25 protein-coding genes are annotated in these 26353 nt (G+C 68.6%); 15 read left to right on the forward strand and 10 right to left on the reverse strand.

The window, feature by feature from the left end:
* Nucleotides 1–23: 23 nt before the first annotated feature.
* From ACXJJ3_RS37220 to ACXJJ3_RS37230, 3 genes are all read right to left on the reverse strand, one after another.
* A complete protein-coding gene (locus ACXJJ3_RS37220) occupies nt 24–617 on the reverse strand; it encodes a hypothetical protein (protein ID WP_458166621.1) in 594 nt (197 codons plus the stop codon).
* Nucleotides 614–973, reverse strand: a complete 360-nt coding sequence (locus ACXJJ3_RS37225) for a hypothetical protein (protein WP_458166622.1) — start codon at nt 971–973, stop codon at nt 614–616. Before ACXJJ3_RS37225 ends, ACXJJ3_RS37220 begins: the two co-directional genes overlap by 4 nt.
* A gap of 99 nt (nt 974–1072) precedes the next feature.
* Nucleotides 1073–2203: an epoxide hydrolase family protein gene (locus ACXJJ3_RS37230; RefSeq protein ID WP_458166623.1), complete on the reverse strand. Its 1131-nt coding sequence runs from the start codon at nt 2201–2203 to the stop codon at nt 1073–1075.
* A gap of 54 nt (nt 2204–2257) precedes the next feature.
* Between ACXJJ3_RS37230 and ACXJJ3_RS37235 the strand changes: the two genes are divergently transcribed.
* Nucleotides 2258–3274, forward strand: a complete 1017-nt coding sequence (locus ACXJJ3_RS37235; protein WP_458166624.1) for a helix-turn-helix transcriptional regulator — start codon at nt 2258–2260, stop codon at nt 3272–3274.
* On the opposite strand, the gene ACXJJ3_RS37240 is transcribed toward ACXJJ3_RS37235, so the two are convergent.
* Entirely contained in the window at nt 3257–3901 is a 645-nt protein-coding gene (locus ACXJJ3_RS37240; protein WP_458166625.1) for a response regulator, read from the reverse strand. The genes ACXJJ3_RS37235 and ACXJJ3_RS37240 overlap by 18 nt on opposite strands.
* Nucleotides 3898–5901: a histidine kinase gene (locus ACXJJ3_RS37245; protein ID WP_458166626.1), complete on the reverse strand. Its 2004-nt coding sequence runs from the start codon at nt 5899–5901 to the stop codon at nt 3898–3900. The genes ACXJJ3_RS37240 and ACXJJ3_RS37245 overlap by 4 nt, the downstream gene beginning before the upstream one ends.
* Nucleotides 5902–6056: 155 nt before the next feature.
* Between ACXJJ3_RS37245 and ACXJJ3_RS37250 the strand changes: the two genes are divergently transcribed.
* From ACXJJ3_RS37250 to ACXJJ3_RS37260, 3 genes are all read left to right on the forward strand, one after another.
* A complete protein-coding gene (locus tag ACXJJ3_RS37250; protein WP_458166627.1) occupies nt 6057–6398 on the forward strand; it encodes a hypothetical protein in 342 nt (113 codons plus the stop codon).
* On the forward strand, nt 6398–7084 hold the full coding sequence (locus ACXJJ3_RS37255; RefSeq protein WP_458166629.1) for a hypothetical protein: 687 nt from the start codon (nt 6398–6400) through the stop codon (nt 7082–7084). The genes ACXJJ3_RS37250 and ACXJJ3_RS37255 overlap by 1 nt, the downstream gene beginning before the upstream one ends.
* 109 nt (nt 7085–7193) lie before the next feature.
* A complete protein-coding gene (locus ACXJJ3_RS37260; protein WP_458166630.1) occupies nt 7194–7955 on the forward strand; it encodes a methyltransferase domain-containing protein in 762 nt (253 codons plus the stop codon).
* On the opposite strand, the gene ACXJJ3_RS37265 is transcribed toward ACXJJ3_RS37260, so the two are convergent.
* Nucleotides 7881–8801: a DMT family transporter gene (locus ACXJJ3_RS37265; RefSeq protein ID WP_458166631.1), complete on the reverse strand. Its 921-nt coding sequence runs from the start codon at nt 8799–8801 to the stop codon at nt 7881–7883. The two genes, ACXJJ3_RS37260 and ACXJJ3_RS37265, sit on opposite strands and share 75 nt — an antisense overlap.
* A 78-nt stretch (nt 8802–8879) precedes the next feature.
* Here ACXJJ3_RS37265 and ACXJJ3_RS37270 point away from each other — a divergent pair, with 78 nt between their 5' ends.
* Nucleotides 8880–9788, forward strand: a complete 909-nt coding sequence (locus ACXJJ3_RS37270) for a LysR family transcriptional regulator (RefSeq protein ID WP_458166632.1) — start codon at nt 8880–8882, stop codon at nt 9786–9788.
* Here ACXJJ3_RS37270 and ACXJJ3_RS37275 read toward each other — a convergent pair.
* Together ACXJJ3_RS37275 and ACXJJ3_RS37280 are read right to left on the reverse strand one after the other, a co-directional pair.
* Nucleotides 9773–10324, reverse strand: coding sequence for a dihydrofolate reductase family protein (locus ACXJJ3_RS37275; RefSeq protein WP_458166633.1), 552 nt, complete (start codon nt 10322–10324; stop codon nt 9773–9775). The genes ACXJJ3_RS37270 and ACXJJ3_RS37275 overlap by 16 nt on opposite strands.
* A gap of 67 nt (nt 10325–10391) precedes the next feature.
* Nucleotides 10392–11189, reverse strand: a complete 798-nt coding sequence (locus ACXJJ3_RS37280; RefSeq protein ID WP_458166635.1) for a TIM barrel protein — start codon at nt 11187–11189, stop codon at nt 10392–10394.
* A gap of 82 nt (nt 11190–11271) precedes the next feature.
* On the opposite strand from ACXJJ3_RS37280, the gene ACXJJ3_RS37285 reads away from it, so the two are divergent.
* From ACXJJ3_RS37285 to ACXJJ3_RS37325, 9 genes are all read left to right on the forward strand, one after another.
* A complete protein-coding gene (locus tag ACXJJ3_RS37285; protein WP_458166636.1) occupies nt 11272–13314 on the forward strand; it encodes an alpha-amylase family protein in 2043 nt (680 codons plus the stop codon).
* Nucleotides 13311–14159, forward strand: coding sequence for a 2-hydroxy-3-oxopropionate reductase (locus ACXJJ3_RS37290; protein WP_458166637.1), 849 nt, complete (start codon nt 13311–13313; stop codon nt 14157–14159). Before ACXJJ3_RS37285 ends, ACXJJ3_RS37290 begins: the two co-directional genes overlap by 4 nt.
* On the forward strand, nt 14156–15916 hold the full coding sequence (locus tag ACXJJ3_RS37295) for an alpha-amylase family protein (RefSeq protein ID WP_458166638.1): 1761 nt from the start codon (nt 14156–14158) through the stop codon (nt 15914–15916). The genes ACXJJ3_RS37290 and ACXJJ3_RS37295 overlap by 4 nt, the downstream gene beginning before the upstream one ends.
* Nucleotides 15917–15926: 10 nt before the next feature.
* On the forward strand, nt 15927–17216 hold the full coding sequence (locus tag ACXJJ3_RS37300; RefSeq protein ID WP_458166639.1) for an ABC transporter substrate-binding protein: 1290 nt from the start codon (nt 15927–15929) through the stop codon (nt 17214–17216).
* The gene (locus ACXJJ3_RS37305; protein WP_458166640.1) at nt 17213–18112 is read left to right on the forward strand and encodes a carbohydrate ABC transporter permease; all 900 of its coding nucleotides are present in this window, start codon (nt 17213–17215) and stop codon (nt 18110–18112) included. The genes ACXJJ3_RS37300 and ACXJJ3_RS37305 overlap by 4 nt, the downstream gene beginning before the upstream one ends.
* Nucleotides 18112–18930: a carbohydrate ABC transporter permease gene (locus tag ACXJJ3_RS37310; protein ID WP_458166641.1), complete on the forward strand. Its 819-nt coding sequence runs from the start codon at nt 18112–18114 to the stop codon at nt 18928–18930. The genes ACXJJ3_RS37305 and ACXJJ3_RS37310 overlap by 1 nt, the downstream gene beginning before the upstream one ends.
* The gene (locus ACXJJ3_RS37315; RefSeq protein ID WP_458166642.1) at nt 18927–19829 is read left to right on the forward strand and encodes a D-2-hydroxyacid dehydrogenase; all 903 of its coding nucleotides are present in this window, start codon (nt 18927–18929) and stop codon (nt 19827–19829) included. Before ACXJJ3_RS37310 ends, ACXJJ3_RS37315 begins: the two co-directional genes overlap by 4 nt.
* 45 nt (nt 19830–19874) lie before the next feature.
* A complete protein-coding gene (locus ACXJJ3_RS37320) occupies nt 19875–20543 on the forward strand; it encodes a GntR family transcriptional regulator (protein ID WP_458166644.1) in 669 nt (222 codons plus the stop codon).
* A 186-nt stretch (nt 20544–20729) separates the two neighbouring features.
* A complete protein-coding gene (locus ACXJJ3_RS37325) occupies nt 20730–22088 on the forward strand; it encodes an FAD-binding oxidoreductase (RefSeq protein ID WP_458166645.1) in 1359 nt (452 codons plus the stop codon).
* A gap of 52 nt (nt 22089–22140) precedes the next feature.
* Here ACXJJ3_RS37325 and ACXJJ3_RS37330 read toward each other — a convergent pair whose 3' ends face one another.
* Both ACXJJ3_RS37330 and ACXJJ3_RS37335 read right to left on the reverse strand, forming a co-directional pair.
* A complete protein-coding gene (locus tag ACXJJ3_RS37330; RefSeq protein WP_458166646.1) occupies nt 22141–22680 on the reverse strand; it encodes a dihydrofolate reductase family protein in 540 nt (179 codons plus the stop codon).
* Nucleotides 22681–22692: 12 nt separating this feature from the next.
* Nucleotides 22693–23256 carry an NADPH-dependent FMN reductase gene (locus tag ACXJJ3_RS37335; protein WP_458166647.1) on the reverse strand — a complete coding sequence of 188 codons (564 nt, stop codon included), beginning with the start codon at nt 23254–23256 and terminating at the stop codon, nt 22693–22695.
* A 129-nt stretch (nt 23257–23385) separates the two neighbouring features.
* On the opposite strand from ACXJJ3_RS37335, the gene ACXJJ3_RS37340 reads away from it, so the two are divergent.
* Nucleotides 23386–26340 (forward strand): BTAD domain-containing putative transcriptional regulator, encoded by a 2955-nt coding sequence (locus tag ACXJJ3_RS37340; protein WP_458166648.1) that lies wholly within the window; start codon nt 23386–23388, stop codon nt 26338–26340.
* The last annotated feature ends 13 nt before the right edge of the window (nt 26341–26353 follow it).

Below are 26353 nucleotides of genomic sequence, written 5' to 3' on the forward strand. Positions count from 1 at the left end.
GCGATGGCGCGTCGCACGGAGGGCTAGCGTTCTCGGGCGGGTCTAGGTTCGTTCTGGCGGGGTGCGTGGGGATCGCTGGTGCGGGGAGTCGTGGGGGCATGGCGGGCTGGGGCGACGTTTGCTGCTGCGGCTAAGGCGCGGCGGATGTCGGGTGGGAGGCTTTGGCGGAGCGGGGCGATTTCGGAGGATGCGCCGTACGTCCTGACGGTGTTGCGTCTGACTCCGGCCTCGCGGCCTAGGCGGTTGGCGGCGACCTCGAATGGACGGTCGTCTCGGCGGTGCTCGAAGCAGATCGCTTCGCGGTACGGTGGGCCGCCGTCCTCGGCCTTGAATTCGCGGTAGACAAGGCGGTGGGAGGCGCCGAGTTGCTGGTTGCCGCGGGTCTCTGGGATGACCGGAAGCTTGATCTCGGCGCAGTCGCTGAGGTCGTGGTCGGCGAAGCGGAGGCGCTTCCCTTCGAAGTCGGCCTCCTCGCCGTGGGCGAGGGCCTGAAGGCCGGCTCGCAGTGCGCGGAACTCGCGGTGGCGCAGGCCGCCGGGCTGCGACGCAGCAGCACGGTCGAGCTCTCGCATATACAGGAGCAGGTCGTGGTTGACGAGCAGTCGGTACTGCGTCATTGCGGCTTACGGAACTCGGAGTCGTCGACCTCCTCGTTGACGTCCCAGCCGAACTCGGTGGCGACTTCGTCGAACGGGACCGGAGGACCGCCAGGGTTCCGCAAGCGGTGGCGGGCGAGCGAGTACGAGGAGTCGAAGCCCTCTGCGTCGGTGGCATTCTCGAGGAGCGCTCGCCAGACTTCGAAGGGAATCACGGCGGCTTCGGGCTGGCCGGCATCGCCGAAGATGAGTGGTTCCGCCTTGCCTGAGCGGAAGAGTTGGAGGATGCCGGGCAGGCTTTCCGAGGCAGCGGGTGTCGACAGCACCCAGACTGTCTTCCCGTCGGGAAGCAGGTGCTGCGTTTCCTCGGGGTCCATGTGTGATCCTTCCGGTCGCTCGAGCCTCGGCTTCAGAATACGAGGCGGTCGCGTCCTGTGGATCGAGTTATCCACAGGACGCGACCGCCCTAGCGTCGTTCAGAGGTTGCGGAAGAAGGTGCGGAGGTCGGTGACGATGTCGGTGGGGCGTTCGAGGGCGGCGAAGTGGCCGCCTTCGGGGAAGGTGGACCAGTGGGTGATGTTGGGGTTGTCGCGGGTGGCTAGGGGGCGGATGGTTTTGAAGTCGTCGGTGAAGACGGCTACGCCGGTGGGGGCGTGGTTCAGTTGGGGTTCGGTGGCGGCGTTGGCTTCTTCGTAGTGGTAGCGGCCGGCGGTGGATGCGGTGTTGGTCAGCCAGTAGAGGGTTACTTCGGTGAGGATCTGGTCGGCGGTGACGAGGCTTGTGCCGTTGCCGAAGTTGTTGAAGAGTTCGTTCCAGGCGAGTTGGCCTACGGGGGAGTCGGCGAGGCCTACGGCGACGGTTTGGGGGCGGGTGGAGTTGATGGCGTTGTAGCCGCCGACGGACTGGAACCACTTGAGGTGTTCGAGGGCCGCGTAGTCGTCGGGGGTGAAGTTCTCGAATTCGGCCGGGTCGCCGGACGGGAACGAGAAGAGCTGGAGGACGTGCAGGCCGAGGAAGCCGGGTGGGTTGAGGATGCCGAGTTCGCGGGCGACCATCGCGCCGGCGTCGGAGCCGTGGGTGCCGTACGAGTCGTAGCCGAGGCGGCGCATCAGGGTGTCGAAGGTGCGGGCCACCCGGGCCATCGTCCAGCCGCGGCCGACGAGCGGGGTGCTGAAGCCGAAGCCGGGGATCGACGGTACGACGACCGAGAACGCGTCGGCGGGGGAGCCGCCGTACGCCGCGGGGTCGGTGAGCGGGCCGATCATGTCGAGGAAGTCGACGAACGAACCCGGGTACGTGTGGGTGAGCAGTAGCGGGGTCGCGCCCTCGACCTTCGACGGTACGTGGAGGAAGTGCACGGTCTGGCCGTCGATCTCGGTCAGGTAGTGCGGGAACTCGTTCATCCGGGCCTCCTGCGCGCGCCAGTCGAAGCCGTGCTGCCAGTGGTCGACCATCTCGCGGAGGTAGTGGTTCGGGGTGCCGTAGTCCCAGTCGTCGCCGGGGGCCGCCTCGGGGAGCCGGGTCCGTGCGAGCCGCTGCTGCAGGTCGTCCAGGTCGGCCTGGTCGATCGTGACGGTGAAGGGCCGGATGTTCTCGTTCGTGTTCATGGCTCTACCGTAGGATCCATATAGGAACATTAGATTCCTAATTAGGAGACTGATTTGCTGGAGACTTCGCAGCGGCTGTTGAGCCTGCTGGCGTTGCTGCAGACGCGGCCGGCGTGGACCGGTGCCGAGCTGGCGGAGCGGCTCGAGGTGACGACGCGGACGGTGCGCAACGACATCGACCGGCTGCGCGAGCTCGGGTACCCGGTCGACGCGGCGCGTGGTCCGGCGGGGCACTACCGGCTCGGGATCGGCGCGAAGCTTCCACCGTTGCTGCTCGACGACGAGGAAGCGGTAGCGGTCGCGGTGGGGCTGCGGACCGGGGCGGGCGTCGTCGGGATGGCGGAGAGCAGTCTGCGGGCGTTGACCAAGCTCCAGCAGGTCCTGCCGCATCGGCTGCAGCGGCAGGTGAACGCGATCAACGACGCGATGTCGAAAGGCCCCGACAACACGCGGTCGAACATCGATCCGCCCGAGATCGACACCGTCCTATTGTCGACAATCGCCGCATGTATCCGGGACGAGCACTACCTCCGCTTCGAGTACGCCGTACCGGAGGACGACTCGCTCTACAAGGCCGGATCGAGTACGACGCAGGACCTGCCGATCCTGGTGGAGCCGTACCGGTTGGTGAGCTGGCACGGGTACTGGCACCTGGTAGCGCGGGACGAGGCGGGGGAGTGGCACACGTACCGCGCCGACTGGATGTCGTTGCGGATGGCAACGGGTCGGCGGTACCGGCCGCGGCCGATGCGGGACGACCAGTACGCCGATTTCGTACTGCGCGACGTGGCGTCGGCGGGGTGGAAGGTGCACGCGCGGATCACCGTGTACGCGCCGGCGCAGGAGGTGTTGTCGCGGATCCACGCTGCGGTCGGGATCGTCGAGTCGGTCGATGAGCAGACGAGTGTGCTCGTCACGGGGGCGGATTCGTACGAGTTGATCGCGGTGTACGTCGGGATGCTGGGGCTGGACTTCCGCGTCGACGGGCCGCGCGGGTTGGTGGCGCACCTGGAGACTGTCGGGAAGCGGTACTTGAAGGCAGTCGGCGGGGAACTACCCGTCCTTCGGTAGACCGAGGCCGGCGTTGCGGGCCTGGATGATGGCGGCGGCGCGGTCGGCGGTGCCGAGTTTGGTGAAGATCGTCGAGACGTTGTTGGCGACGGTCTTCGGGGCGAGGTCCAGGCGGGTGGCGATCGCGGGGTTGGAGAGGCCGGCGGCGAGGAGGTCGAGGATCTCGCGTTCGCGGGTGGTGAGTTCGGGGAACGGATCGGCCGATGGCGGAGCGGCGAAGAACGTGAGGACGCGGCGCGCGACGCCGGGGCCGAAGATCGCCTCGCCGGCGGCAACGGCGCGGATGGCGCGGGCGATCTCCTCCTGTTCGGCGCCCTTCACCAGGTAGCCGCGGGCGCCGGCGCGCATCGCGGCGAAGACCGAGTCGTCGTCCTCGAACATGGTGAGGACCAGGACGGCGACGTCCGGGGCCGAGCGGGCCAGTTCGCGGGTGGCGGCGAAGCCGTCGAGGTCGGGCATCTGCAGGTCGAGTACGGCGACGTCCGGGCGGGTGGTGACGACTTCGCGGATCGCTTCCCGGCCGGTCGCGGCGACACCGACCACCTCGATACCGGGGAGCGAGGTCAACAGCGCCGCGAGCCCGGCGCGTACCACCGGGTGGTCGTCGGCCACGACAACCCGGATCACCGCACCCCCAAGGTGGTCGTACGGGGCTCGGCGCCGGCGGTGGTGTGGAGGGGGAAGCGGGCCTGGACTCGGCCGCCGGTGGGAGTTTGGCCGGTGGTCAGGGTGCCGCCCAGTTCGGCGGTGCGGTCGTGCATGGCTTGGAGGCCTACGCCGGGGTGCCAGGCGCCGGTCGGTTCGCCGTTGTCGGTGATCTCGATCTCCAGTTCGGTGTCGCAGCGGAGAGACAGTACGGCGGACGTCGCCGAGGCGTGGCGGACCACGTTGGTGAGGGCCTCGGTGGCGATCCGGTACGCCGCGACCTCGAGCGCGGCAGGTAGTGCCGGCAAGCCGTCGGCGGTGACGGTGACTCGGATCGGGGTGCCGTCGGCGCGGATCGACATCTGGTCGACGCGTTGCCGGAGGGCGGCGATCAGGCCGAGTTCGTCCAGGGCCGGCGGACGCAGATCGTCGACCAGACGGCGTACGTCGGTGATCGCCGCGCGGGTGTCGGCGCGTAGCCGGGTCAGGAGTTCGACGGCTCGCGGCGTGTCGGTGGTGATGAGGTTGGCGGCCGCGTCCGCCGCGAACGCTACGCCGGTGAGCGTCGGGCCCAGCCCGTCGTGCAGGTCGCGGCGCAGCCGTCGTCGCTCCTCCTCGCGTGCGGACACGAGCTTCTCCCGTGACGTCTGGAGCTCCGCGGACAGCCGCGTCGCATGGACGGCCGCGGCCAGCGGTACGGCGACCAGCGTGAGGACGTTGCGGTCCGCCGACGAGAGCCCCGACTCGCCGGAACGCGGTCCGACCTCGAGCAGTCCGAGTACTTCGCCGCCGTAAGCGAGCGGTACGCCGCTGGGCGCGGGGCCGACCTGCGGCGGGATCCCGTCCGCGGCGATGACCGTGCCGTCGACCCGGATCGCGGCGTACGGCAGGCGGAGTGCCTCGCGGACCGCGGCGACGACGCCGGGCAGACCCGCCGACAGTTGGGAGCCGACGCGAGAGGCGACCCGCGCCGGGTCGTGGCGGTCGCCGTACAAGGCGCGGTCGACGAGCTGCTGCAGGCGAGGGAGTACCGGGGCGATGATCAGCGCGACGAATACCGTGACCGCCGCCGAACGGCCCACCTGCGAGGCGATCAGCGAGTCCAGGACCGCGACCAGCGCGGCATAGATGCCGATAGCAACCAATGACAGCAGCGCCCAGGTCAATGCGCGGGAGACCACCAGGCGGATGTCGAGGAGCTGATACCGGACGATCGCCACCGCAACGGCGATCGGGATCAGCGGAATCGCCAGCAGGACCAGGATCGGCGTACCGGTGACGAAGGCCCACGGGGTGACGAACAGCAGGGCGATCACCGATGCGAGGAGCAACCACAACAGTTGCCGGCGGCCCGCTTCGTCCGCGCGGCGGTAGCGGATCGCCAGGCAGTTGAGCGCCAGCAGGATCGCGACCAGGTTGCGGATCTCCGTCGCGGTCCAAAGCGGTTGCAGCGCGTCGAATCGTGGGATTGTCAACAATCCGCGCGGCACGTCGGACGAGACCGGCTCCCCGCTGCCGGCCATCTCGAGGACGAAGAGCGGCGAGGTCACGACGATGCCGATCGCTGCCCAGCGCCAGCGCGGCGACAACAGCCGGCCGTCCGGGAACAGCAGCAGTGCGAGCGGTAGGAACAGGCCGATCGACCACGGCCAGGCGGCCAGTGAGACGGTGACGAGTGCCTGCTGCGCGACGTGGCCGGGTACGACGTGAGCCAACGCGTCGGCGACCGGCGTCGTCGCGTGCCCGATGCCGTCCGCGAGGAAGAGCCAGCCGATCGGGTTGGTCGGGCGGTGCCAGGCGATGACCGCGCCGCAGAGGCCGAACGTCAGGCCCATCAAGCCGTTCGTCACGACGAAGTTGTCGACAAGTTCCTGCCAGCCCCAGCCGGCCGAGACGCCGTACGCGACGGCGAAAACCACCTCGACGACCACCAGTGCGGCGAGCGCACCGGACAGGCCGCGGCGGTTCCCTGAGGTCGTCATATCCGAAGTGTGCTCCCGGAACGTTCCCGGCGTCTCGGGATCGCGATCCCGGATTCGGCGGGGAGGCGCCTGGATGGGCGGGACGTGGTCCCCGGGCCGTCGCGGTTCCGGGATCGCAGTGTGGGTGCCGAACCACAACACAAGGGGGTACGGAGATGTACAAGTTCGGGTTGGTGCTGCTGGGGTTGCTCGGGCTCGTCGACCTCGCGTCGCCGCTCACGACGGACGGGGAGCACCCGCCGATGAGCATCGCGATCGGGTCCGCGGTCGTCGGTCTGATCAGCTTGGCGCTGGTCGGTCTCGCGTGGCGCGGGAAGCGGTGGGCGCTCGCGCCGCTGATCACGCTGCGGCTGGCGTCGGCGTTGCTCGCCGTACCGGCGTTCTTCGCCGACGGTGTACCGGCGGTCGCGATCGTTGCCGCGGGCGTCGGGGTGGCGGCGACTGTTGTCGGTGTGATCGCGGTACTGCTGCCGCGGCGCGAGCTGGCGGGTGCGTGATGACTCAGACGATCAGTCGTACGTCGAGCCGTGTGGACATCCGGCCGGTGTGGCGGTGGATGGCGGCGGTGATCCTGCCGGTCGGGCCGGCGGCGGTGGCGGCGCTGCGGTTCCTGCTGCCGTACAACACGGCGGACGATTCGTCGACAATCGTCAATAAGATTGTCAACAATCTGGATCGCAGTTCGCTGGTGATCTGGTTGGCGTACGTCGCGTTCCTGACGTTGGTGCCGGGGGTGTACTTCGTGGGGCGGCTGACGCGGCGAGGTACGCCGTGGTTGACCGGGGTGGCGTTGTGCTTGATGGTGCCGGGATACCTGTCGTTGCCGTGGACGGCGAGCAGCGACGTCTTCACGTGGGCGGCGGGGACGGCGGGGATCGATCAGGCGTCGATCACGAAGGTTGCCGAGGTGTCGCACGGGTCGATGAATGTGGCGGGGCTGGTGTTCGTGGTCGGGCATGTGCTCGGGACCGTGTTGCTCGGGATTGCGATGTGGCGATCCGGGGTGGGTGGTCGGATGGCGGCTTTGGCGGTGGGGGTTTCGCAGCCGTTGCATCTGACGGCGGTGATCGTCAGCAGTCATCCGTTGGATCTGGTCGGGTGGGGGTTGCAGGCAGCCGGATTCGCCGCGGTGGGGTGGGCGATCGTCCGGATGCCGGATGCGGAGTGGCAGCCGGTCGGGTGAGCTGGGGGGGGGGTGGGCTTGGGCGGGGTTACGCTCGGCGGTGGTGAAGGGGGATGGGATGAGTGGGTCTGGGTTCGTGAGTGAGCGTGGGAGCTTTCGGGCTGCGCACGTGGCGGATCAGAACGTCGAGCGGCAGGCGTTCGTGCTGGATCAGATGGCCGCGCGGCCGGCGGTGCGGGAGTTGAAGGCGTGGGCGTTGGGGCAGCTCGCGCCGGCGGCGGGGAAGACCGCGGTGGACGTCGGGTCCGGGACGGGGGAGGACGTACTCGCGTTCGCGGCGTGCGGGGCGCGGGCGATCGGCGTCGAGCCGAGCCCCGGCCTCCGCGCAGAAGCAGCCCGTCGCGCAGAAGTGGACGAGGGAGTGGAGTTTGTTGAGGGGCGGGCGGAGAGTTTGCCGTTTGGGGATGCTTCGGTGGATGTGGTGCGGTGTGAGCGGGTGCTGCAGCATGTGGACGAGCCGGCGGTCGCGGTGCGGGAGATGGCTCGGGTGCTTCGGCCGGGTGGGCGGGCGGTGTTGATCGACACGGACTGGGGTACGGCGATCATCGACCCGGCCGATCCCGACGTACTGCGGCGCATGGTCGACTACTTCCGCAACGAGACCGCCAACCCGTACTCGGGCCGCCGGCTCCGTGGGCTGCTCGTCGATGCCGGGCTGGAGATCACCGGCGAGACGGCCGCGACCTGGATCGAACCGCAGGCGGGTGCCAGCACCGGCTTCGTCGGCATGATGCACACGACCGCGGCCCGGGCCGGCGTGATCACCGACGACGAGGCCGCCGTCTTCGCCGGCACCTTACGAGACGCGGCTGAGCGCGGCGCCTTCCACATGTCGCTCACGATGTACGCGGTCAGCGCGCGCAAGCCGTGAACGCGAAGGCCACTGCACGACCAGCACCGCCGACAGCACCAACGCGCCGCCGAACCACTGCGCGGCCGTGAGCTTCTCGCCGAAGACCGCGGCTGCCGCGACCACCGTCACGACCGGCTCGAAGATCGACAGGATCGACGCCACCGACGCGCCGACCCGCGCCATCCCGGCGAAGAACAGCAGGATCGCCGCGACCGTGCTGATCACCGCGACCGCGGCCAGCCACAACCACCCGTCGGGCGCGAACCCGAAGTCCACCCCGCCGCGCAGAAACCCCAGTAGAACAAAGGTTCCGAAGGCCCCGGTGCACACCAGCGACGCCAGCGCGAGCGGCGGTACGTCGACCGAGTCGCCGACCAGGATGTACCCGGTGTAGACGATCGGCGCGCCGAGTGCGAGCAGCGCACCTGACCAGTCGAAGCGCCCGGACAGCGCCCCGCTGAGCACCAGCCCGATCCCGAGCAGTGCGATCACCAGTGCGACGACCCGGCGGCGGGATGCGGGTTCGCGGCGGAGCGCGATCGCCGTACCCATCACGAGCACCGGGTACAGGTAGAGGATCAGCGCGACCAGCGACGCGTCGATCCGGGCCAGGGCGGAGAAGTAGAACGTCGACTGGGCGGCGTATCCGAAGGCGCCCATCGCGAGGCCGGTGACGACGACCCGGCGCGGCAGGTTGCGGAGCGCGCCGCGAGCGAGGGCAATGCCGAGCAGCAGTACGGCGGCCAGCCCGAACCGGACCAGGAGCAGCGCGTCGACGGTCACGCCCGCGTCGTACGCGAGCTTGCCGAACACGGCCATCACGCCGAAGGCGGCGGCGGAGAAAAGGCAGAAGAGGCGTCCCACGCCATCGATGGTCGGACCAGTGAACCGTTCACGTCCATCACGGCTTCACGGACAGCATTGTGAAGTTAAGCTGAACGAATGATCGACCTGCACCGGCTCCGGCTGCTCCGCGAGGTCCACGGCCGTGGCACCGTGCACGGCGCGGCCCGCGCGCTCGGGTATTCGCCGAGCGCGATCTCCCAGCAGCTGGCCGTTCTGGAGCGCGAAGCCGGTACGCCGTTGCTCGAACGGGTCGGCCGCAACGTACGACTGACCGCGGCCGGCGAGGTACTGGTACGGCATGCGGCCGCGCTCCTCGAAGGCGTCGAAGCGGCCGAGGCCGAGCTGGCTGCGGTCGCGGCCGGGCGGGTCGCCGGGGTGGTGCGGATCGGGGCGTTCCAGTCCGCGTTCATCCGGGTCGTCGCGCCGGCGATCCGCCGTGTGGCGACGACCCATCCCGACATCCGGGTGCTGGCCGCCGAGCTGGAGGTCGAGCAGGCCGCGCCGGCGTTGCGGATGCACCAGCTGGACGTGATGGTCGGCGACGAGTACGACGGTCAGCCGCGCGCCGTTCACGCGGACCTGCATCGCGAGCACCTGCTCCGCGAGCACATCAGCGTCGTCCTGCCGGAGGATCATCCGCTGGCCGCCAAGCGGCGGATCCCGCTCAAGCAGCTGGGCGAACTCCCGTGGGCAGCGTGTCAGCCGGGCACCGGTCATCGCGAGATGCACGTCCGCGTCTGCCGTGAACTGGGCGGCTTCGAGCCGGACATCCGCTACAGCTCCGACGATTTCCGCATCCTGCTGGAGCTCGTCCGTACGACGGGCGCCGGGGCGCTGCTCACCGAGTTGGCTGTCGACAGCGGGGCGCCGGGTGTCGTCGTACGACTCCCGGCCGAAGGCGAGGTCGGTCGAGCGGTCTATCTGCTGACCCGTCGGACCCGAACTCCTGCGGTAGCCGCCGTCGCGGACGCGCTGGCGGCCGCGGCAGCTCATGCCAGGTCGTGACGAAGTAGTACGGTCCGACCGTCGAACGAGCGCGTCTCGGCCAGGTGGAGCGTACGGCGTCCGCCGGGCTGGTAGACGGGCTTGCCGCCGCCGAGGATCACCGGGTGTACGACGACGTGGTACTCGTCGAGCAGCCCCAGCTCCGTCAGTGCCGACGCGACACTCGCGCTCCCGGTCAGCAGGATGTCCTTGCCGGGCGCTTCCTTGATCGCGGCGAGCTCGTCGGCGGCGCGGACGATCCGGGTGTTCCAGTCGGCGGATTTCAGGGTTGTCGACAATACGACCTTCGGCGTACGGCGCCAGACCGGCGCGAACTCGATCGCGTGCTGGTCCGGGCTCATCGCCTCGGCGTTCGGCCAGTACGCCGACATCAGCTCCCAGACGTTCCGTCCGTACAGGAACAGGTCGGCCCGCTCGGTCAGCGCCATCGAGTACGCGCCGAGCTCCGGCCCGAGCTCGGCCCAGTCGAACTCGCCGTTCGGCCCGGCGATGAAGCCGTCGAGTGACTGGTGCACGTAGTACATGATCTTCCGCATGGTGTCCTCCGGGTGATGGCTGCTTGTGCCACCTGGTCGGAGCCGGGTCTGCGGAATTGACATCGCGTCAGGCGATCCAGCCCAAACTGCTGAGGGTGTCCGTCGTCGGCTTGTACTCGCAGGCCGCGACGCCCTGATAGCCGGCCGTCTTCAACGCGTCCAGCGTCGCGTCGATCGGCAGTGATCCCGAGCCGGGCTCGCCCCGCCCCGGGCTGTCGGCGAGCTGCACGTGCGCGACCGGTACGGACGCGGCTGTGGCGAGCAGGTCGACGCCGTTGCTGCCGAGGTGGAAGGTGTCGAACAGCAGCGACAGGTTGTCGACATTCTGCAATGGGCCTGTCAACAATCCGACGACGTCGTCCGCGGTGCGCAGAGGATACCGGCCGTTCAGCCCTTCGGTCAGCGGCTCGATCAGGACCGTGCCGCCGACGGCCTGGACCGCGGCGGCGGCCGAGCCGATCGCGTCGACCGCGACAGCGGCCTGCGCGGCCGGCGACCACCGATCGTCCAGTTGGCCGTAGAGCAGGTTGAACAACCGGCATCCGGTCCGCTCGGCGATCCCGACCATCACCTGCACGTTGGCCGTGAGCTGCGCCTGCCGATCGGGATGCGACGCGACCCCGCGTTCACCGCCGGGGATGTCGCCGCCGTAGAAGTTCAGCGCTCCCAAAGACACACCCGCGGCCGCGACGGTGCGGACGAAGTCGTCGACCTCCGGTGCCGACGGATCGGGGTCGGCGAACGGCCACCAGGACTCCACGACCCGGAAGCCGGCCTCGGCCGCGGCGGCGAAACGCGCCGGATACGGCAGCTCGGTGAAAAGCATCGACACGTTCGCACTCAGCTCGTGGCCGCGGTACTCCATGGCGGGAAGACTAACACCAGCTCTTGCCAGTCGTGCATTCTTGTCTAACAATCTTCGGACACCCACCGACACCGGAGGTTCGATGCACAACTGGCCGTCGACCGCCACCCGCTGGGCCCAGATCACCCTCGCCGAGGACGATCCCGCGCATTTCGACGCGGACTTCTGGCTGGGCCTGATGCGCGACAGCAAATCCAACGCGACCTGCATCAGCGCGGGCGGCTACGTCGCCTACTACCCGACGCAGCTCGAGTACCACTACCGCAGCAAGTACCTCGCCGGCACCGACCCGTTCGGCACGCTCGTCGAGGGCGCCCGCAGCCTCGGCATGAGCGTGATGGCGCGCGTCGACCCGCACGCCGTCCACGCCGACGCGGCCGCCGCCCATCCCGAGTGGCTGGCCCGGGACCGCGACGGCAACCCGATCGAGCACTGGGCCTACCCGGGCATCTGGCTGACCTGCGCGTTCACGCCGTACCACCGGGAGTTCGTCACCGAGGTGATCCGCGAGATCGTCCGTGAGTACGACGTGGACTCGATCTTCGCGAACCGCTGGGAGGGGTACTACGGCCTCTCGTACAGCGACGGCGCGCGGAAGTCGTTCCGCGACGAGACCGGGCTGGAGCTCCCACTCGAGGAGCACGGCGAGGGCTGGCCGGAGTACGTCGCCTGGCGCCGCCGGCAGCTCGGCGAACTCGTCGGGATCTGGGACCAGGCGGTCCGCGACCTGCGGCCGGAGGCACGGTTCATCCCGAACATGGGTGCGCTCGCCGCCCGCGACCTCGCCCAGGACCTGGCCGAACCGGTCGCCCCGCTGTTCATCATCGACAAGCAGGGCCGGCACGGCATCGAGGCGCCGTGGTCGGCCGGGCGGAACGGGAAACGCAACCGCGCGGTCTTCCCGGACCGCCCGGTGCAGCTGATCACGTCGGTCGGACCCGAGCATCCGTACCGCTGGAAGGATTCGGTCGCTCCGGTCGAGGAGACCAAGACGTGGATCGTCGACGGTTTCGCGCACGGGGCGCAGCCGTGGTTCACGAAGTTCAACGCGAGCGTGCCGGACCGCCGCTGGGTCGAGCCGATCGTCGAGGCGTTCACCCTGCACGCGACCGTCGAGCCGGTGCTCAAGGACCTGCGGATCAGTGCCGAGGTCGCGTTGCTCGACCCGACCCGGAGCGGTCAGCTACGGGCCGGGGACAACGATCACGAGGACGGCTTCTACCAGGCACTGGTCGAGGCGCGGGTGCCGTTCGAGTTCGTCTCCGACCAGCTGATGACGCTGGAACGGCTGCGTGAGTTCAAGGTCGTCGTCCTGGCGAACGCCGAGCAGCTGAGCGACGAACACTGCGCCGTGCTCACCGAGTACGTCGACGGCGGCGGCTCGCTGGTGGCGTCGTACCAGACCTCCTTGTACGACGAGAACGGTGCGCAGCGGGACGACTTCGGCCTTGGCAACGTCCTGAACGTCACGCTCACCGCGCCGAGCCGGCCCGTGCAGAACAACTACATGGCCCGCACCGACGACCACCCGCTGAACGCCGGGTACGACGGGACGACCCGGATCATTGGCGGCACCCACATCATCGGCGTCGCGTCGGACGCGACCGTTCCGTGGCGGTTCATTCCGGACTTCCCGGACCTGCCGATGGAAGAGGTGTATCCGCGCGAGGCACCGGACAAGCCGGCCGCGGTCTGCACCGAGAACGGAGCAGGCGGGCGGACCGTGTACTTCCCGTTCAACGTCGGCGCGATCTTCTGGGAGGCGCTGCAGACCGACCACGGCCGGCTGATCGCGAACGCGGTCGGCTGGGCGCTCGGCAAGACCCCCGACGTGACGGTCGAGGGTCCCGGTCTCGTCGACGTCGCCGTTCATCGGGGAGACCATGCTGTAGCCGTTGCCCTGGTCAACCTCACGAACCCGATGGCGATGCGCGGCCCGATCCGCGAGACGTTGCCGCTGCCGCCGCAGACTGTGTCGATCGCCGTACCCACGGACCGGGTGCGGGCGCGGCTCCTGGTGGCCGGTGCCGACGTCGAGGCGGAGGTCGTGGACGGCCGGGTCGAGGTGCCGGTCCCGGCCGCCGGACTGCTCGAGGTCGTGCACGTGGATTGGAGCCGGTCATGAGGGTCGGGTTCATCGGCCTCGGCGTGATGGGTCGTCCGATGGTCGACAATCTGATTGTCGGCGGTCACGACCTGTCGGTGTACCGCGGCCGGACCGACGTCGACGCGCAGGTGTGCGGGTCGGCGAAGGACGTCGCGGAGCGGTCCGACGTGGTGATCCTGATGGTCCCGGACACGCCGGACGTCGAGTCCGTGCTGTTCGCGCCGGACGGGGTCGCGGAAGGGCTGCGGCCCGGGTCGCTGGTGATCGACATGAGCTCGATCTCGCCGACCGCGACGATCGGGTTCGCCCAGCTGATCGAGAAGCTCGGCTGCGACTACCTGGACGCGCCGGTGTCCGGCGGTGAGGTCGGCGCGAAGGACGGCACGCTGACGATCATGGTCGGCGGCCGGCCGGAGGTGTTCGAGCGGGCCCGGCCGCTGTTCGACGTCCTCGGCAAGAACGTCACGCTGATCGGCGGCGCGGGTGCCGGGCAGACGGCTAAGGTCGCGAACCAGATCATCGTTGGGCTGACCATCGAAGCGGTGGCCGAGGGCCTGCTGTTCGCGGAGCGGGCCGGCGCGGATCCGGCCGTCGTCCGGCAGGCGCTGACGGGCGGGTTCGCGAGTTCGCGGATCCTCGAGGTGCACGGGGACCGGATGGTGCGGGAGACGTTCGAGCCCGGCTTCCGGCTGCGCCTGCACCGGAAGGACCTGAACCTCGCCGTCCAGGCCGCGGCCGAGCTCGACCTGGCGCTGCCGAACACCGCGGCCACCCAGCAGTTGATGAACGCGGCGGTCGCCGACGGGGACGGCGAGCTGGACCACTCCGCGCTGTACCGGACGCTGCGCCGGGACCGTTCATGAGGCAGTGGTGGCAGGACCCGTTCCGGATGTTCCAGACCAACCTGCGCGAGATCGACGCCGGTCTGGACGTCGAGGCGGTGCTCGACGACCTGGAGGAGTTCGGCGCGGACACCTGGCTGCTCAGCGTCGGCGGCATCCTGTCGAACTACCCGACGGACCTGGACTTCCAGACCCGCAACCCGTACCTGTCCGAGCGGCCGTCCGGCGACCTGGTCGGCGACGCGGTCGAGGCCGCGAACCGGCGCGGCATCCGGGTGCTCGGCCGGATGGACTTCTCCAAGATCGACCACCGCCGCGCCGAGGCACACCCGGACTGGTGCTTCGTCGGGCCGACCGGCGAGCGGCAGGTCTACAGCGGGCTGACCAGCGTCTGCCCGAGCGGCGAGTACTACCAGGCGCGGCTGTTCGACGTACTGGACGAGGTGCTCGGCCGGTATCGGCTGGACGGGTTCTTCTGCAACTGGATGTCGTTCAACGAGGTCGACTACAGCCGGGTCCACCACGGCGTCTGCCACTGCGTGAATTGTGTGCGGCGGTACGACGGGACGCTGCCGGACGAGGCGGACGCGAGCTGGCGGGCGTTCACGAAGGACGTACTGGACGACCTGACCGGGCGGATCCGTGAGCATCTCGCGGGACGGGCGGCCCTGGTGCTCGGAGACCGGGCGGACATCGTGTTCCACGAGGCGAACAACGCGGTGGGAAGGCCGTTGTGGCATCACCGGACGAGTGAAAGCGTGAGCGCCGCGAAGACGTACCGGCCGGACGTTCCGGTGCTGACGAATGCGGTCGGCTTCATCGACATGCCGTACCGGATGGCGAGCGAGGACCCGCAGCACTTCGCGCAGTACTTGCTGCAGGCAATTGCTCGCGGCGCGAACCCGTCGACGTATGTCATGGGGACGACACGGTATGCCTGCCTGGAGGTGGCGGGTGAGTTGACGCGGTTCCATCGCGATCACGCCGATGTCTACCGGGACCTCGTACCGGCGGCCGAGACGTTGCTGGTGCGTGGTGAGTCGCGCAAGGAATTCGAGGGGCTGTACCTCGCGCTGCTCCAACGACATGTGCCCTTCGACGTACTGCCGGTGGAGCGGCTGGATGCGGTCGACCTGACGCGGTACCGGACGGTCGTCCTGCCCGACCTCGGGCCGGTGGAACTCGGGGAGTACGACGGCGTGGTGGTGGCGACGGGGCGTACAGAGCTGGAGCCGCTGGCCAGTTACGAGACCGAGGCAACGACCCGCGGGCTGCATCTCGAAGGCGGCGTGCCGGTGATCGGCGCGTTCCATGTCGTCGACGCGGTCGGCGAGCTGCGGGCGTACTCGCGGGCGCCGTACGGGCCGCCGGAGAAGTGCCACGGGCACGAGTTGCTGCAGCACCCGGGACTGGTGCGACAAGGCAACAAAGTGCTGTTCCCGTGGACGATCGGGCAGACGTATCGCGAGGTCGGGTCAGCCGTCCACCGGGACCTGTTCGCGGATCAGGTCGACGGACATGTCGACACCGAGCTGCCCGAGCAGGTGGAGGTCGTCGTGGGGGGCTCGGCGGCCGGGTACGTCGTGCATCTGCTGAACAGGTCGGGGGACACCGACCAGCGGTTCGCCCCGCCGCTGCCGATCGGGCCCGCGCGGCTGCGGGTGCCCGACGGCGTACAGGAAGTCCAGGCACTCAACGCGGGGGAGCGGCTGCCCGTCGACGACGGGTGGGTGCAGATACCGGAGATCGGGCTGTTCGAAGTGCTCGTTTGCGCGTGAGGAGAGCGAGATGGATCGACGAGAGTTTCTCAAGGCCGCCCTGACGGCCGGTGCCGCCGCGGGACTGGTGGGCTGCGGCGGCACCGGCGGGCCGTCCGGCGGCGGCAAAGTCACGTTGCGGTACGCGTGGTGGGGCAACAACATCCGCCAGCAGAACTACACGAAGGCGCTGAAGCAGTTCACGGCGGCGAATCCGTCGATCACGATCGAGCCGGAGTTCGCCGACTACACCGCGTTCCAGGAACGGATGACCACGCAGATCGCGGCCCGCGACGTACCGGACGTGTTCTGGATCGCGTCCCCGCAGGTGATGACGTACGCGAAGAGCAAGCTGTACCGGAACCTGGACGGCCTGTCGACGCTCAAGTGGGACGACTACAGCAAGGACGAGATCGAGAGCTTCAAGCTCGGTGGCCAGCTGAACACGTTGCCGTTCGCAATCACCACCCCGGTGATCCGGTACAACGAAACCGTTGCCAAGGCCGACGGAGTCACCATCCCGGAGCCCGGACCGGGCTGGAGCTGGGACAGCCTGGCCGAGCTGCTGGTTGCCTACAGCAAGAACAATCCCGGCAAGCGCAAGGGCGTGCCGTATGTGCCCGACCACGACCTGACCTTCGAGGCCTGGTTGCGGCAGCGGGGCGAGCAGTTGTGGACCGAGGACGGGCAGATCGGATTCACGGTGGACGGACTGGGCAGCTGGATCGACTGGTGGGAGAAGCTGCGCAAGGCCGGCGGGGCGCTGTCGCTCAGCGAGCAGGAGGGGATGGGCCCGGACTGGGCACAGGTCGGGAAGAAGACGCTGGTGATGTTCGGGAACTCCAACCACATCATCGACGACGCGAAGATGTTCCCGAAGGAGAAGTTCCGGTTGCGCCCGGCACCGGTGGCCGCGGACGCGCCGGCCGGCCACAAGTACCTGTACTTCCCGCGGATGGCGATCTACCAGCGCATCGACGACGGCAACCTGGAGGCGGCCGGCAAGGTGCTGGACTTCTCGGTGAACAACGCCGACATGCTGAAGACCGTCCGGCTGACGATGGGCGCGCCGATCAACCCGAAGGTCGCCGAGCAGTCCGCCGCGTTCGCGAGCCCGGACGAGAAGGAGATGCTCGCCGTGGTCGCGGAGGAGCGGAAGGCCGAGCGGAAACCGCGGTACGAGGCGCCGCCCGGATCGAGTACCTGGCGCACCACGATGTCCCGGATCTGCGAGGAGGTCGCGCTCGGCAAGACCGCCGTACCGGACGGCGCGCGGAAGCTGTACGACGCGATCGGCGCCGGCATCAAGCGGGCCGCATGACGTCACGGCCGACGTTCCACCTCAACCGCCAGGGGAGGGCCGCGCACGTCTTCCTGATCCCCTGGCAGTTGGGGCTCGTGCTGATCACCGCGGTCCCGCTGCTCGCCTCGCTGTACCTGGCGTTCACGAAGTACGACATCCTCAACCCGCCGGAGTGGACCGGGCTGGAGAACTTCCAGCGGATGGTCCACGACGACCAGTTCTGGGCGTCGGTCAAGGTGACGCTGATCTACGTGCTGGTGTCGGTGCCGTTGCAGCTCGCGTTCGCGTTGCTGCTCGCGCTGATCCTGGACCGCGGGCTCAGCGGCCTGGCCTTCTACCGCAGCGCGTTCTACCTGCCGTCGCTGCTCGGCTCGTCGGTGGCGATCGCGATCCTCTGGCGGGAGATCTTCGGCGACGACGGGCTGATCAACAAGGGTCTGCGGCTGGTCGGGATCCACGGCGAGAGCTGGCTGCAGAACCCGAAGACCGCGCTCGCGACGCTGATCATCCTGAACGTGTGGACGTTCGGCTCGCCGATGGTGATCTTCCTCGCCGGGTTGCGGCAGATCCCGGACGAGCTGTACGAGGCCGCCCGGGTCGACGGCGCCGGCGTCTGGCGGCAGTTCACGCACCTGACGGTGCCGCTGCTGACGCCGATCATCTTCTTCAACTTGATCCTGCAGACGATCGGCGCGTTCCAGACGTTCACCCAGGCGCACATCATCAGCGGCGGCACCGGCGGTCCGGCGAACTCGACGCTGTTCTACACGCTGTACGTGTACCAGCAGGGATTCGTCGCGTTCGACATGGGCTACGCGTCGGCGCTGGCGTGGGTGCTGATGGCCGCCATCGCGGTCGTCACCGCGCTGCATTTCCTGGTCTCGAAGTACTGGGTCTTCTACGGAGACAGCTGATGCCAAAGATCCTGAAACACGCCGGCCTGCTGGTGTTCGTCGCGTTCATGATCTATCCGCTGATCTGGATGGTCGTGAGCGCGTTCAAGCCACCCTCGGACATCCTCACCGAGCCGGGGATCATTCCGCACCAGGTCACCTTCGAGAACTTCAAGGAAGGCTGGGGTGCGCTGAACCGCCCGTTCTCCGCGTTCTTCCTGAACTCGCTGGTCGTCACGCTCGGGTCGATCGCGGGCAACCTGTTCTCCTGCTCGCTGACGGCGTACGCGCTGGCCCGGCTGCAGTTCCGGATGCGGAAGGTGTACTTCGCGATCACGCTCGCGTCGGTGATGCTGCCGTTCCACGTGCTGGTGATCCCGCAGTACATCTTCTTCTCGCAGCTCGGGCTGGTGAACACGTACTGGCCGCTGCTGATCCCGAAGTTCCTGGCCACTGACGCGTTCTTCGTCTTCCTGATGGTCCAGTTCATCCGGACGCTGCCGCGCGAACTCGACCGGGCCGCCTGGATCGACGGCGCCGGGCCGTTCCTGACCTTCTGGTACGTCGTCCTGCCGCTGATGCGGCCGGCCCTGGTGACCACGACGATCTTCACGTTCATCTGGACGTGGAACGACTTTTTCGTACCGTTGATCTACCTGACCAGGACGCAGGTGTTCACCGTACCGGTGGCGCTGAACTCGATGGTCGATTCCGAGACCCAGAGCGGAGTGGGCATGCTGTTCGCGATGTCGTTGCTGTCCCTGATCCCGATCCTGATCTTCTTCGCCGTGGCCCAGAAGTACCTGATCCGCGGCATCGCCACCACGGGGCTGAAATGATCGTTGTCGTAGGCAAGGAGAACCCGGCGTACGTCGACGCGGCCGGCGCGGTCCCGATCCGGTTCGTCGACACGCTCGCGGACCTCGGGAACGTCGAGGCGATCGTCGGGCACGTGCCGCCGGACGTGCTCGCGAAGGCGCCGCGGTTGCGGTGGGTGCACAGTCCGTCGGCCGGTGTCGACGCGGACCTGACGCCGGAGATGCTCGCGTCGCCGGTCGTGCTGACGTCGAGCGCGGGCAACGGCGGGATCTCGCTCGCCGAGCACGCACTGTTGCTGATGATGATGCTCAACCGCGACGTATCGCGGTGGATGCGGGCGCAGGCCGAGCACCGCTGGGACCACTACCGGCACGGCGAGCTGGCCGGCCGTACGGTCGGGATCTACGGGCTCGGCAACTCCGGCCTCGACCTCGCGTTGAAGGCGAAGGCGTTCCACATGCGGGTCCTCGGCGTCCGCCGCCGGCGGGACGAACCGTCGCCGAACGTCGACGTACTGTGCGACCTCGACCAGCTGCTCGCGGAGTCGGACTTCGTCGTGGTCACGACGCCGCGGACGCCCGCGACGGCCGGGGTGTTCGACCGGGACGCGTTCGCGCGGATGAAGCCTTCGGCGTACTTCGTCTGCATCTCCCGCGGCGGGATCGCGGACGACGACGCGCTGCTCGAGGCGCTCCGGACCGGGCAGATCGCGGGTGCCGGCCTGGATGCGCACGGCGTCGAGCCGCTGCCGCCGGACAGCCCGTTCTGGTCGCTCCCGAACGTCGTCGTGACGCCGCACAACGGCGCCACCAGCGACGGGACGCAGCGCCGGTCGGTGGAGATCGTCGCGGACAACATCGGCCGGTTCGTGCGCGGCGAACCGCTGCGGAACGTGGTCGACAAAGCCGCCGGTTACTAGGCCAGTACACTTGCCTGACAGTTCTCGACGGTTGAGGGGGTCCCTGTGAGTACCGAAGCGCGCCTGGAGCTGGGGCCGTCCTCGCTGACGGATGCGCTCTACGAGTCGATCCGGAAGCGGATCGTGAACGGCGAGATCCCGCAGGGCGAGAAGCTCACCGAGGTGCGGCTCGCCACCGAGTACAACGTCGCCCGGCCGACCGCCAAGGCAGCGCTCGAGCGGCTCACCGCGCTCGGGCTGCTGCGGCGTACCGCCCACAAGACCGCGGTGGTCCCGGTGCTCGACCAGGCCGAGATCCGGGACCTGTTCTTCAGCCGGATCACGATCGAGAAGGCGGCGGTGTCCGCGCTGGCCGCGACCGGCGAGGTGCCGCCGGACGCGGCCCGGGCGCAGGTCGCGATCGAGTACGCGGCCCGGGACCGGATGTTCGAGAACCAGGTCGACGCGGACATCGCGTTCCACACCGCGCTGGTCGCCGCGGTCGGCAGCCGGCGGCTGGCCCGGATGCACGAGCTGATCATCGGCGAGGTCCAGTTGACGATGGGGCAGTACCAGGCGCACCGCAAGGCCAAGCCGACCACCGTCGCGAAGGAACACGCCGCGATCCTGACCGCGATCCAGGCCGGCGACCCGGAGGCCGCGGCCGATCACCTGGCGTACCACCTCGAACAGGCCCAGGGCCGGCTGCTCAGCACCTTGCCGGAAAGGGATTGACGAAACCGTCCCGGCTTGGGAGATTCGGAAAGAACGGGCGGGTCTGGGGGAGGACCGGCCGCCCGTCGGGGGTCCAGACGCTTTCTGGGGTTCGTCCTGTGCTCGACGGCAATGCCGGTCTGCGCGGCGTACGCGGTGGCGCGTACGCCGATCTGCGACAGACAACGTGCACAGGGGAGCAAACGCATGATCGAGAACCTGCGGGAGAACACGCGGGGGCAGGTCCTGACGGTGGGGGACGAGGAATACGACGCGGCGCGCCGGGTCAACAACTGGATGATCGACAAGCGGCCGCAGGTGATCGTCCGGTGCGCGAACGCCGGTGACGTGATGGCGGCGATCGACTACGCGCGGACGAACGACCTCGAGATCGCGGTCCGCGGCGGCGGGCACAGCGTGCCGGGGTTCGGCACCGTCGACGACGGGCTGGTCATCGACCTGAGCCCGATGCGGAACGTCCGGGTCGACCCGGTGAACCGGACGGCGCGGGCCGGCGGCGGCGCGACCTGGGGCGACTTCAACGCGGCGACACATGCGTTCGGGCTGGCGACCACGGGCGGGATCATCTCCACGACCGGCGTCGGCGGACTGACGCTCGGCGGCGGGATCGGGTACCTGGCGCGCGGGCTCGGGCTGTCCTGCGACAACCTGGTGTCGGCGGACGTGGTGACCGCGGACGGGCGGTTCCTGATCGTCAGCGAGAAGGAGAACGAGGACCTGTTCTGGGCGCTGCGCGGCGGTGGCGGAAACTTCGGCGTGGTGACCGCGCTGGAGTTCCGGCTCGCACCATTGTCAACAATCTACGGCGGCCCGATGTTCTTCGAGCTGTCCGACGCGGCGGCCGTACTCGCCGGGTACCGGGACCTGATCATGGACGCGCCCGAGCAGCTCGGCGGGTTCCCGGCGTTCCAGATCGCGCCGCCGCTGCCGTTCATCCCGGAGAACCGGCACGGCGAGCCGTTCGTGGCGATCGTCGGTTGCTGGGCGGGCGACCTCGACCAGGGCGAGGCGCAGATCTCGAAGTTCCGTGAGTTCGCTCCGGTGATGGCCGAGCATGTCGGCCCGATGCCGTATCCGGCGTTGAACAGTGCGTTCGACGCGCTGGTACCGCCTGGGCTGCAGCACTACTGGAAGGCGAACTTCGTCACCGAACTGACCGACGAGGCGATCCAGGCGCACCTGCGGCACGGACCGGGGCTGCCGGCGGTGAACTCGACCGTGCACATCTACCCGATCAACGGCGCCTGCCACCGGGTGACCGGAGACGCGACCGCGTTCGCCTACCGGGACGCGAACTTCGCGACCGTGATCGCCGGGATGTGGCCGGACCCGGCGCAGAACGAGGCCTCGATCGACTGGGTGCGCTCGTACTACGACGACATCGCGCCGCACTCCGAGGCCGGCGGGTACGTGAACTTCATGGCCGGCGACGACCAGGGCCGGATCCGGGACAACTACCGGCAGAACTACGACCGGCTGGCGGAGGTGAAGCGCAGGTACGACCCGGACAACGTGTTCCACCTGAACCAGAACATCGCGCCGTAGGGGGTGCGGCCGGAACCGCACCTCCTACGGGCCTTCGGGCTACTTCTTGGGACTATTTCTTGGGGCCGAGCTTGTGGACCACGATGCCGGACTTGAACGTCGTGGTCCCGAGCAGCTCGAGGTGCGTCGGGTCGATGCCGGTGCCGAACAGCATGTTGGTGCCGTCGGCAACCACCGGCATCACCCAGAAGTGGTACTCGTCGACGAGCTTGTTCTCCAGCAGGGTCTTCGAGAACGACCCGGTGCCGTACTTGATCAGGTCACCGCCGTCGGACTCCTTGAGCTTGCGTACCGCGTCGGCCACGTCGCCCTCGAGCGGCTGCGCGTTCCACTTCCACTCGGTCACGGTCCGGCTCGCGACGTACTTCGGCATCGCGTTGAAGATGTCGGCGAACGGGTCGCCGGCCCGGGACAGCCAGGCGTCCGCGAAGCCCTCGTAGGTCACTCGGCCGAGCACCTGCGCCTCGACACCCTCCATCAGGCTCTGGTTGTAGCCCATGTACTCGTCGTCCCAGTACGGGCCGCTCCAGTTCTGCGGGTTGTCGATGACGCCGTTCAGCGTGACGAACGTGGATTCGATCAGCTTCCTCATGGGTCTTTCCTCTCACGGTTGGTACGGACGCCGGTTGCGGGCGTCGCGTAGTACTTCGGCCCACCAGACGAGCTGGTCGAGCATGAGCTTGGCTGTTGCCTCGTAGCCGGCGGACGGCTTCGGCCAGCCGCCGTCTGCGGTGAACTGCTCCCAGTAGCAGGGCAGGGCAACGGTGTTGCGGATGGTGACGGCATGCAGCTCGGTGAAGATCTGCCGCAGCTGTGCGGTCGCTTGGCAGCCGCCGTACTCACGGCCGTAGCTGACAATCGCTACCGGCTTGGCGTGCCATTCCTCGTAGTACCAGTCCAGAGCTGTCTTCAGCGGTGCTGGGAAGCTGCTGTTGATCTCCGGAGTGACCACGGCGAACGCATCGGCTGTTGCTAGCCTGCTGCCGAGCTGCAGGACCTCTTGCGGTGTTGCGTCGTCGGTGTCAGGCAGCGTGTCCGGCAGGTTTGCCGTCACCAGGTCGACAAGATCGACGTCGAACTGCTTGGCGGCCTGCTGAGCCAGCCAGTGCGCCACCGTCGGGCCGAACCGGCCACGGCGGGTACTGCCGATGATCACTGCGAGTCGCATCTGCCGTCCTCCTTCCGTCTGACCCAGACTCTGCCGGAAGGCGTTTACGGTTTCTTTCCGGTTAGGGTTCCTGTCGTGCGCTTTGGGGTGCTGGGACCGGTAACAGCCTGGACAGACGCGGGGACACCTGTGGCCATCCAGGGGCTGAAGGTGCGCGCGCTGCTGGCCGATCTGCTGGTGCACGAGGGGCGGCCGGTGCCGGCTGATCGACTGATCGACCACCTGTGGGGCTCTGACCTCCCGGGCAACCCGTCTGGGACCTTGTCGGCGAAGGTGTCGCAGCTGCGGCGGGCTTTCGAGGATGCCGAGCCTGGGAGCCGCGCTTTGGTGCAGTCCGGGCCGGCCGGGTACTCGTTGGTGCTGGAGAGCTCCACGTGTGACGCCCTGCGCTTCCGTGAGCTGCTGGACGCGGGTGCTGTGGACGAGGCGCTGGGGCTTTGGCGGGGACCGGCGTACGCCGACTTCGCTGACGAGGGCTTTGTCGAGACGGCCGTGACCAAGCTGACCGACGAGCGCCTGAGTGCTTGCGAGCGGGCGGATCTGTCCGTGGCTGACCTGACAGGCCTCGTCCGGGAGCACCCGTTGCGCGAGGGCCTTCGGGCCGCGCATATGCGCGCCTTGTACCGCGCTGGTCGGCAGAGCGAGGCCCTGGAGAGTTTTGACGAGGTACGGGCGTTGTTGCTCGAGGAACTCGGGCTGGATCCGAGTCCGGCGCTGGTTGCGCTGCAGCAGTCGATCCTGACGCAGGAACTGCCGCACGCGCGGAACAATCTCCCTGCGCAGGTGTCGGAGCTGATCGGCCGGGATGAGGCTCTGGCGGATCTTGGGAGTGCTCTTGGAACGGCTCGGTTGCTGACGCTGACTGGGCCTGGCGGTGTCGGTAAGACCCGGCTGGCGCTGGCCGCGGCTGCTGCGGTTGCTGAGCGGTTTGCTGACGGTGTTGTGCTGGTGGAGCTGGCTGCTGTGACACCGGATGCGCTGTCGGTCAGCAATGCGCTTACTGATGCGGTGCAGGCCGCGTTGGATCTTCGGGACACCGGAGAGGCCATCGTTGATCGTTTGGCGGCGGTGATGGGGTCGCGGTTGCTCGTGCTGGACAACTGCGAGCAGGTGGTCGAGGAGGTCGCGGTACTGGTCGACCGGCTGCTGGCGGCTGCTCCTGGGCTGCAGGTGCTGGCGACGAGCCGTGAGCCGCTAGGGCTTGCCGGTGAGGTCGTTTGGAGTGTTCCGCCGCTGGAGATCCCGGGAGTCGATTCCGGTCCGGAGCTGGTGGGGGAGTGCAGTGCGGTGCAGTTGTTCGTTGCCCGTGCTGCGGCGGCGTCCCGTGGGTTTGCTCTGACCGAGGAGACCGTTGCTGACGTCGCCGTGCTGTGTCGGCGGCTGGACGGGATCCCGTTGGCGTTGGAGCTGGCGGCTACGCGCGTACGAGCGCTCGGCGTACGGGGGCTGGTCTCGCGGTTGGACGACCGTTTCCGGTTGCTGGCGACAGGGCATCGCGGTGCGGCACCGCGGCAGCAGACGTTGCACGCGATGATCGACTGGAGCTGGGAGCTGCTGGACCCGGCGGAGCAGTCGGTGCTGCAGCGACTCGCAGTACACGCCGACGGCTGTACGGCGGAAGCGGCGGCGGCTGTTTGCGGCGAGGACGACGTACTGGATGTGCTGGTGCGGCTGGTGGACCGTTCGCTCGTCGTACCGGTTGAGGGGACGCGCTTCCGGTTGCTGGAGTCCGTGGCGGCGTACTGCGTCGACAAGCTGCAGGTGTCGGGTGAGCTGGAGGCTGTGCGGCAGCGGCACTTGGAGTACTACGTGTCGCTGGCTGAGGCAGCGCAGCTGTTCGGGGCTGAGCAGAATCGGTGGCTGCAGCTGTTGGACGACGACTCGGCCAACTTCAGGACCGCGCTGGACCGTGCGGTGACTACGGGCCAGTTGGACCTGGCTGAGCGGCTTGTGGACGCGCTGGCGTGGTACTGGTTCCTGCGGGGGCGCCATTTGGAGGCCCTGCGTTCGTTGGAAGCCGTATCGGGGTCAGCGCGTGCTGGGATCTGGCGGGCCGGCTACTTGTACCTGTTGGGCCGCCCTGAGGCTGCGGCGGAGCGGGACCGTTGGATCGACGCAGCTGACGCCATGGGGCAGTGGTGGATCGGCTACGCCGCTAGCGACGCGGGAGAGCTGGCTGCCTGTCAGGCCTTGCTGGAGAGCGCACTGAAGCGTTTTGAAGCAGACGGGGACCAGTGGGGCATCGGTGCGGTACTGGCGGCACGGGCGAAGCATGCACACGTACGAGCTGACCTTCCGGCGCTGTACGACGACGCTTGCCGGAGCATCGAGATCTTCAGGTCGCTCGGGGACTCCTGGGGCGTACTGCAGGCGACGAGCTGGTTCGGGGCGCATGCGGAGCTCGTCGGCGACTTCGACGAAGCGGAGCGGCTGCACCTGGAGGGCGTGGCTGCTGCCGAGGAGATCGGGCTGTGGCCGGAGCTGGCGAACGAGCTGGGCATGCTCGGGTGGACCTCGATCCGGCAGGGGCGCTGGGACGCGGCCCGTTCGTACGGAGAGCGCGCAGTACGGCTGGCTACGGAGCAAGGGCAGCGTGCGACGCAGGCGTTGGCGGAGATCGTGCTGGCCTTTGCGGCCCGTCGTACCGGGGCGCTCGATGAGGCGTCGGAGCGGTTGCAGGCGCTGATCGACGCCGCCCGCCGGCAGCAGGAGGCGGTTCTTTACCTGGCGCTCGTGTTGGACGAGCTCGGGTTCGTCAGGGAGCTGCAGGGGCGCTTGCAGGATGCGCTGGAGCTGCATGTGGAGGCCTTTGGGGTGTCAGAGGAGTTCGACTCGCTCCGGGGCATGTGCTGGGCGCTGGAGGGGATCGCCGGGTGTCATCCGGACAAGTCGCTCGCGGCCGTCCTGCTGGGGTGTACGGCGGCGACTCGCGCGTCCGAGAACTACCTGGTGGCCGCCACCGAGACGGAGGACCTCGACCGTGCGATCGCCGCCGCGCGGTCCGCGCTGGACTATGAGGCGGCGTACGCGCGTGGTGCGGAGCTGAGTCCGGCCGAGGCGTTCGCGCTGCTCGTCCGGCAGTAGATGTTCTGTAGTT

The organism is Kribbella sp. WER1, assembly GCF_054189145.1.

Excerpts from the sequence above, each read along its gene's own strand:
- ACXJJ3_RS37220 (WP_458166621.1), bottom strand. The coding sequence starts at position 617 with ATGACGCAGTACCGACTGCTCGTCAACCACGACCTGCTCCTGTATATG.
- ACXJJ3_RS37225 (WP_458166622.1), bottom strand. The coding sequence starts at position 973 with ATGGACCCCGAGGAAACGCAGCACCTGCTTCCCGACGGGAAGACAGTC.
- ACXJJ3_RS37230 (WP_458166623.1), bottom strand. The coding sequence starts at position 2,203 with ATGAACACGAACGAGAACATCCGGCCCTTCACCGTCACGATCGACCAG.
- ACXJJ3_RS37245 (WP_458166626.1), bottom strand. The coding sequence starts at position 5,901 with ATGACGACCTCAGGGAACCGCCGCGGCCTGTCCGGTGCGCTCGCCGCA.
- ACXJJ3_RS37250 (WP_458166627.1), top strand. The coding sequence starts at position 6,057 with ATGTACAAGTTCGGGTTGGTGCTGCTGGGGTTGCTCGGGCTCGTCGAC.
- ACXJJ3_RS37255 (WP_458166629.1), top strand. The coding sequence starts at position 6,398 with ATGACTCAGACGATCAGTCGTACGTCGAGCCGTGTGGACATCCGGCCG.
- ACXJJ3_RS37270 (WP_458166632.1), top strand. The coding sequence starts at position 8,880 with ATGATCGACCTGCACCGGCTCCGGCTGCTCCGCGAGGTCCACGGCCGT.
- ACXJJ3_RS37275 (WP_458166633.1), bottom strand. The coding sequence starts at position 10,324 with ATGCGGAAGATCATGTACTACGTGCACCAGTCACTCGACGGCTTCATC.
- ACXJJ3_RS37280 (WP_458166635.1), bottom strand. The coding sequence starts at position 11,189 with ATGGAGTACCGCGGCCACGAGCTGAGTGCGAACGTGTCGATGCTTTTC.
- ACXJJ3_RS37285 (WP_458166636.1), top strand. The coding sequence starts at position 11,272 with ATGCACAACTGGCCGTCGACCGCCACCCGCTGGGCCCAGATCACCCTC.
- ACXJJ3_RS37290 (WP_458166637.1), top strand. The coding sequence starts at position 13,311 with ATGAGGGTCGGGTTCATCGGCCTCGGCGTGATGGGTCGTCCGATGGTC.
- ACXJJ3_RS37295 (WP_458166638.1), top strand. The coding sequence starts at position 14,156 with ATGAGGCAGTGGTGGCAGGACCCGTTCCGGATGTTCCAGACCAACCTG.
- ACXJJ3_RS37300 (WP_458166639.1), top strand. The coding sequence starts at position 15,927 with ATGGATCGACGAGAGTTTCTCAAGGCCGCCCTGACGGCCGGTGCCGCC.
- ACXJJ3_RS37305 (WP_458166640.1), top strand. The coding sequence starts at position 17,213 with ATGACGTCACGGCCGACGTTCCACCTCAACCGCCAGGGGAGGGCCGCG.
- ACXJJ3_RS37310 (WP_458166641.1), top strand. The coding sequence starts at position 18,112 with ATGCCAAAGATCCTGAAACACGCCGGCCTGCTGGTGTTCGTCGCGTTC.
- ACXJJ3_RS37315 (WP_458166642.1), top strand. The coding sequence starts at position 18,927 with ATGATCGTTGTCGTAGGCAAGGAGAACCCGGCGTACGTCGACGCGGCC.
- ACXJJ3_RS37325 (WP_458166645.1), top strand. The coding sequence starts at position 20,730 with ATGATCGAGAACCTGCGGGAGAACACGCGGGGGCAGGTCCTGACGGTG.
- ACXJJ3_RS37330 (WP_458166646.1), bottom strand. The coding sequence starts at position 22,680 with ATGAGGAAGCTGATCGAATCCACGTTCGTCACGCTGAACGGCGTCATC.
- ACXJJ3_RS37335 (WP_458166647.1), bottom strand. The coding sequence starts at position 23,256 with ATGCGACTCGCAGTGATCATCGGCAGTACCCGCCGTGGCCGGTTCGGC.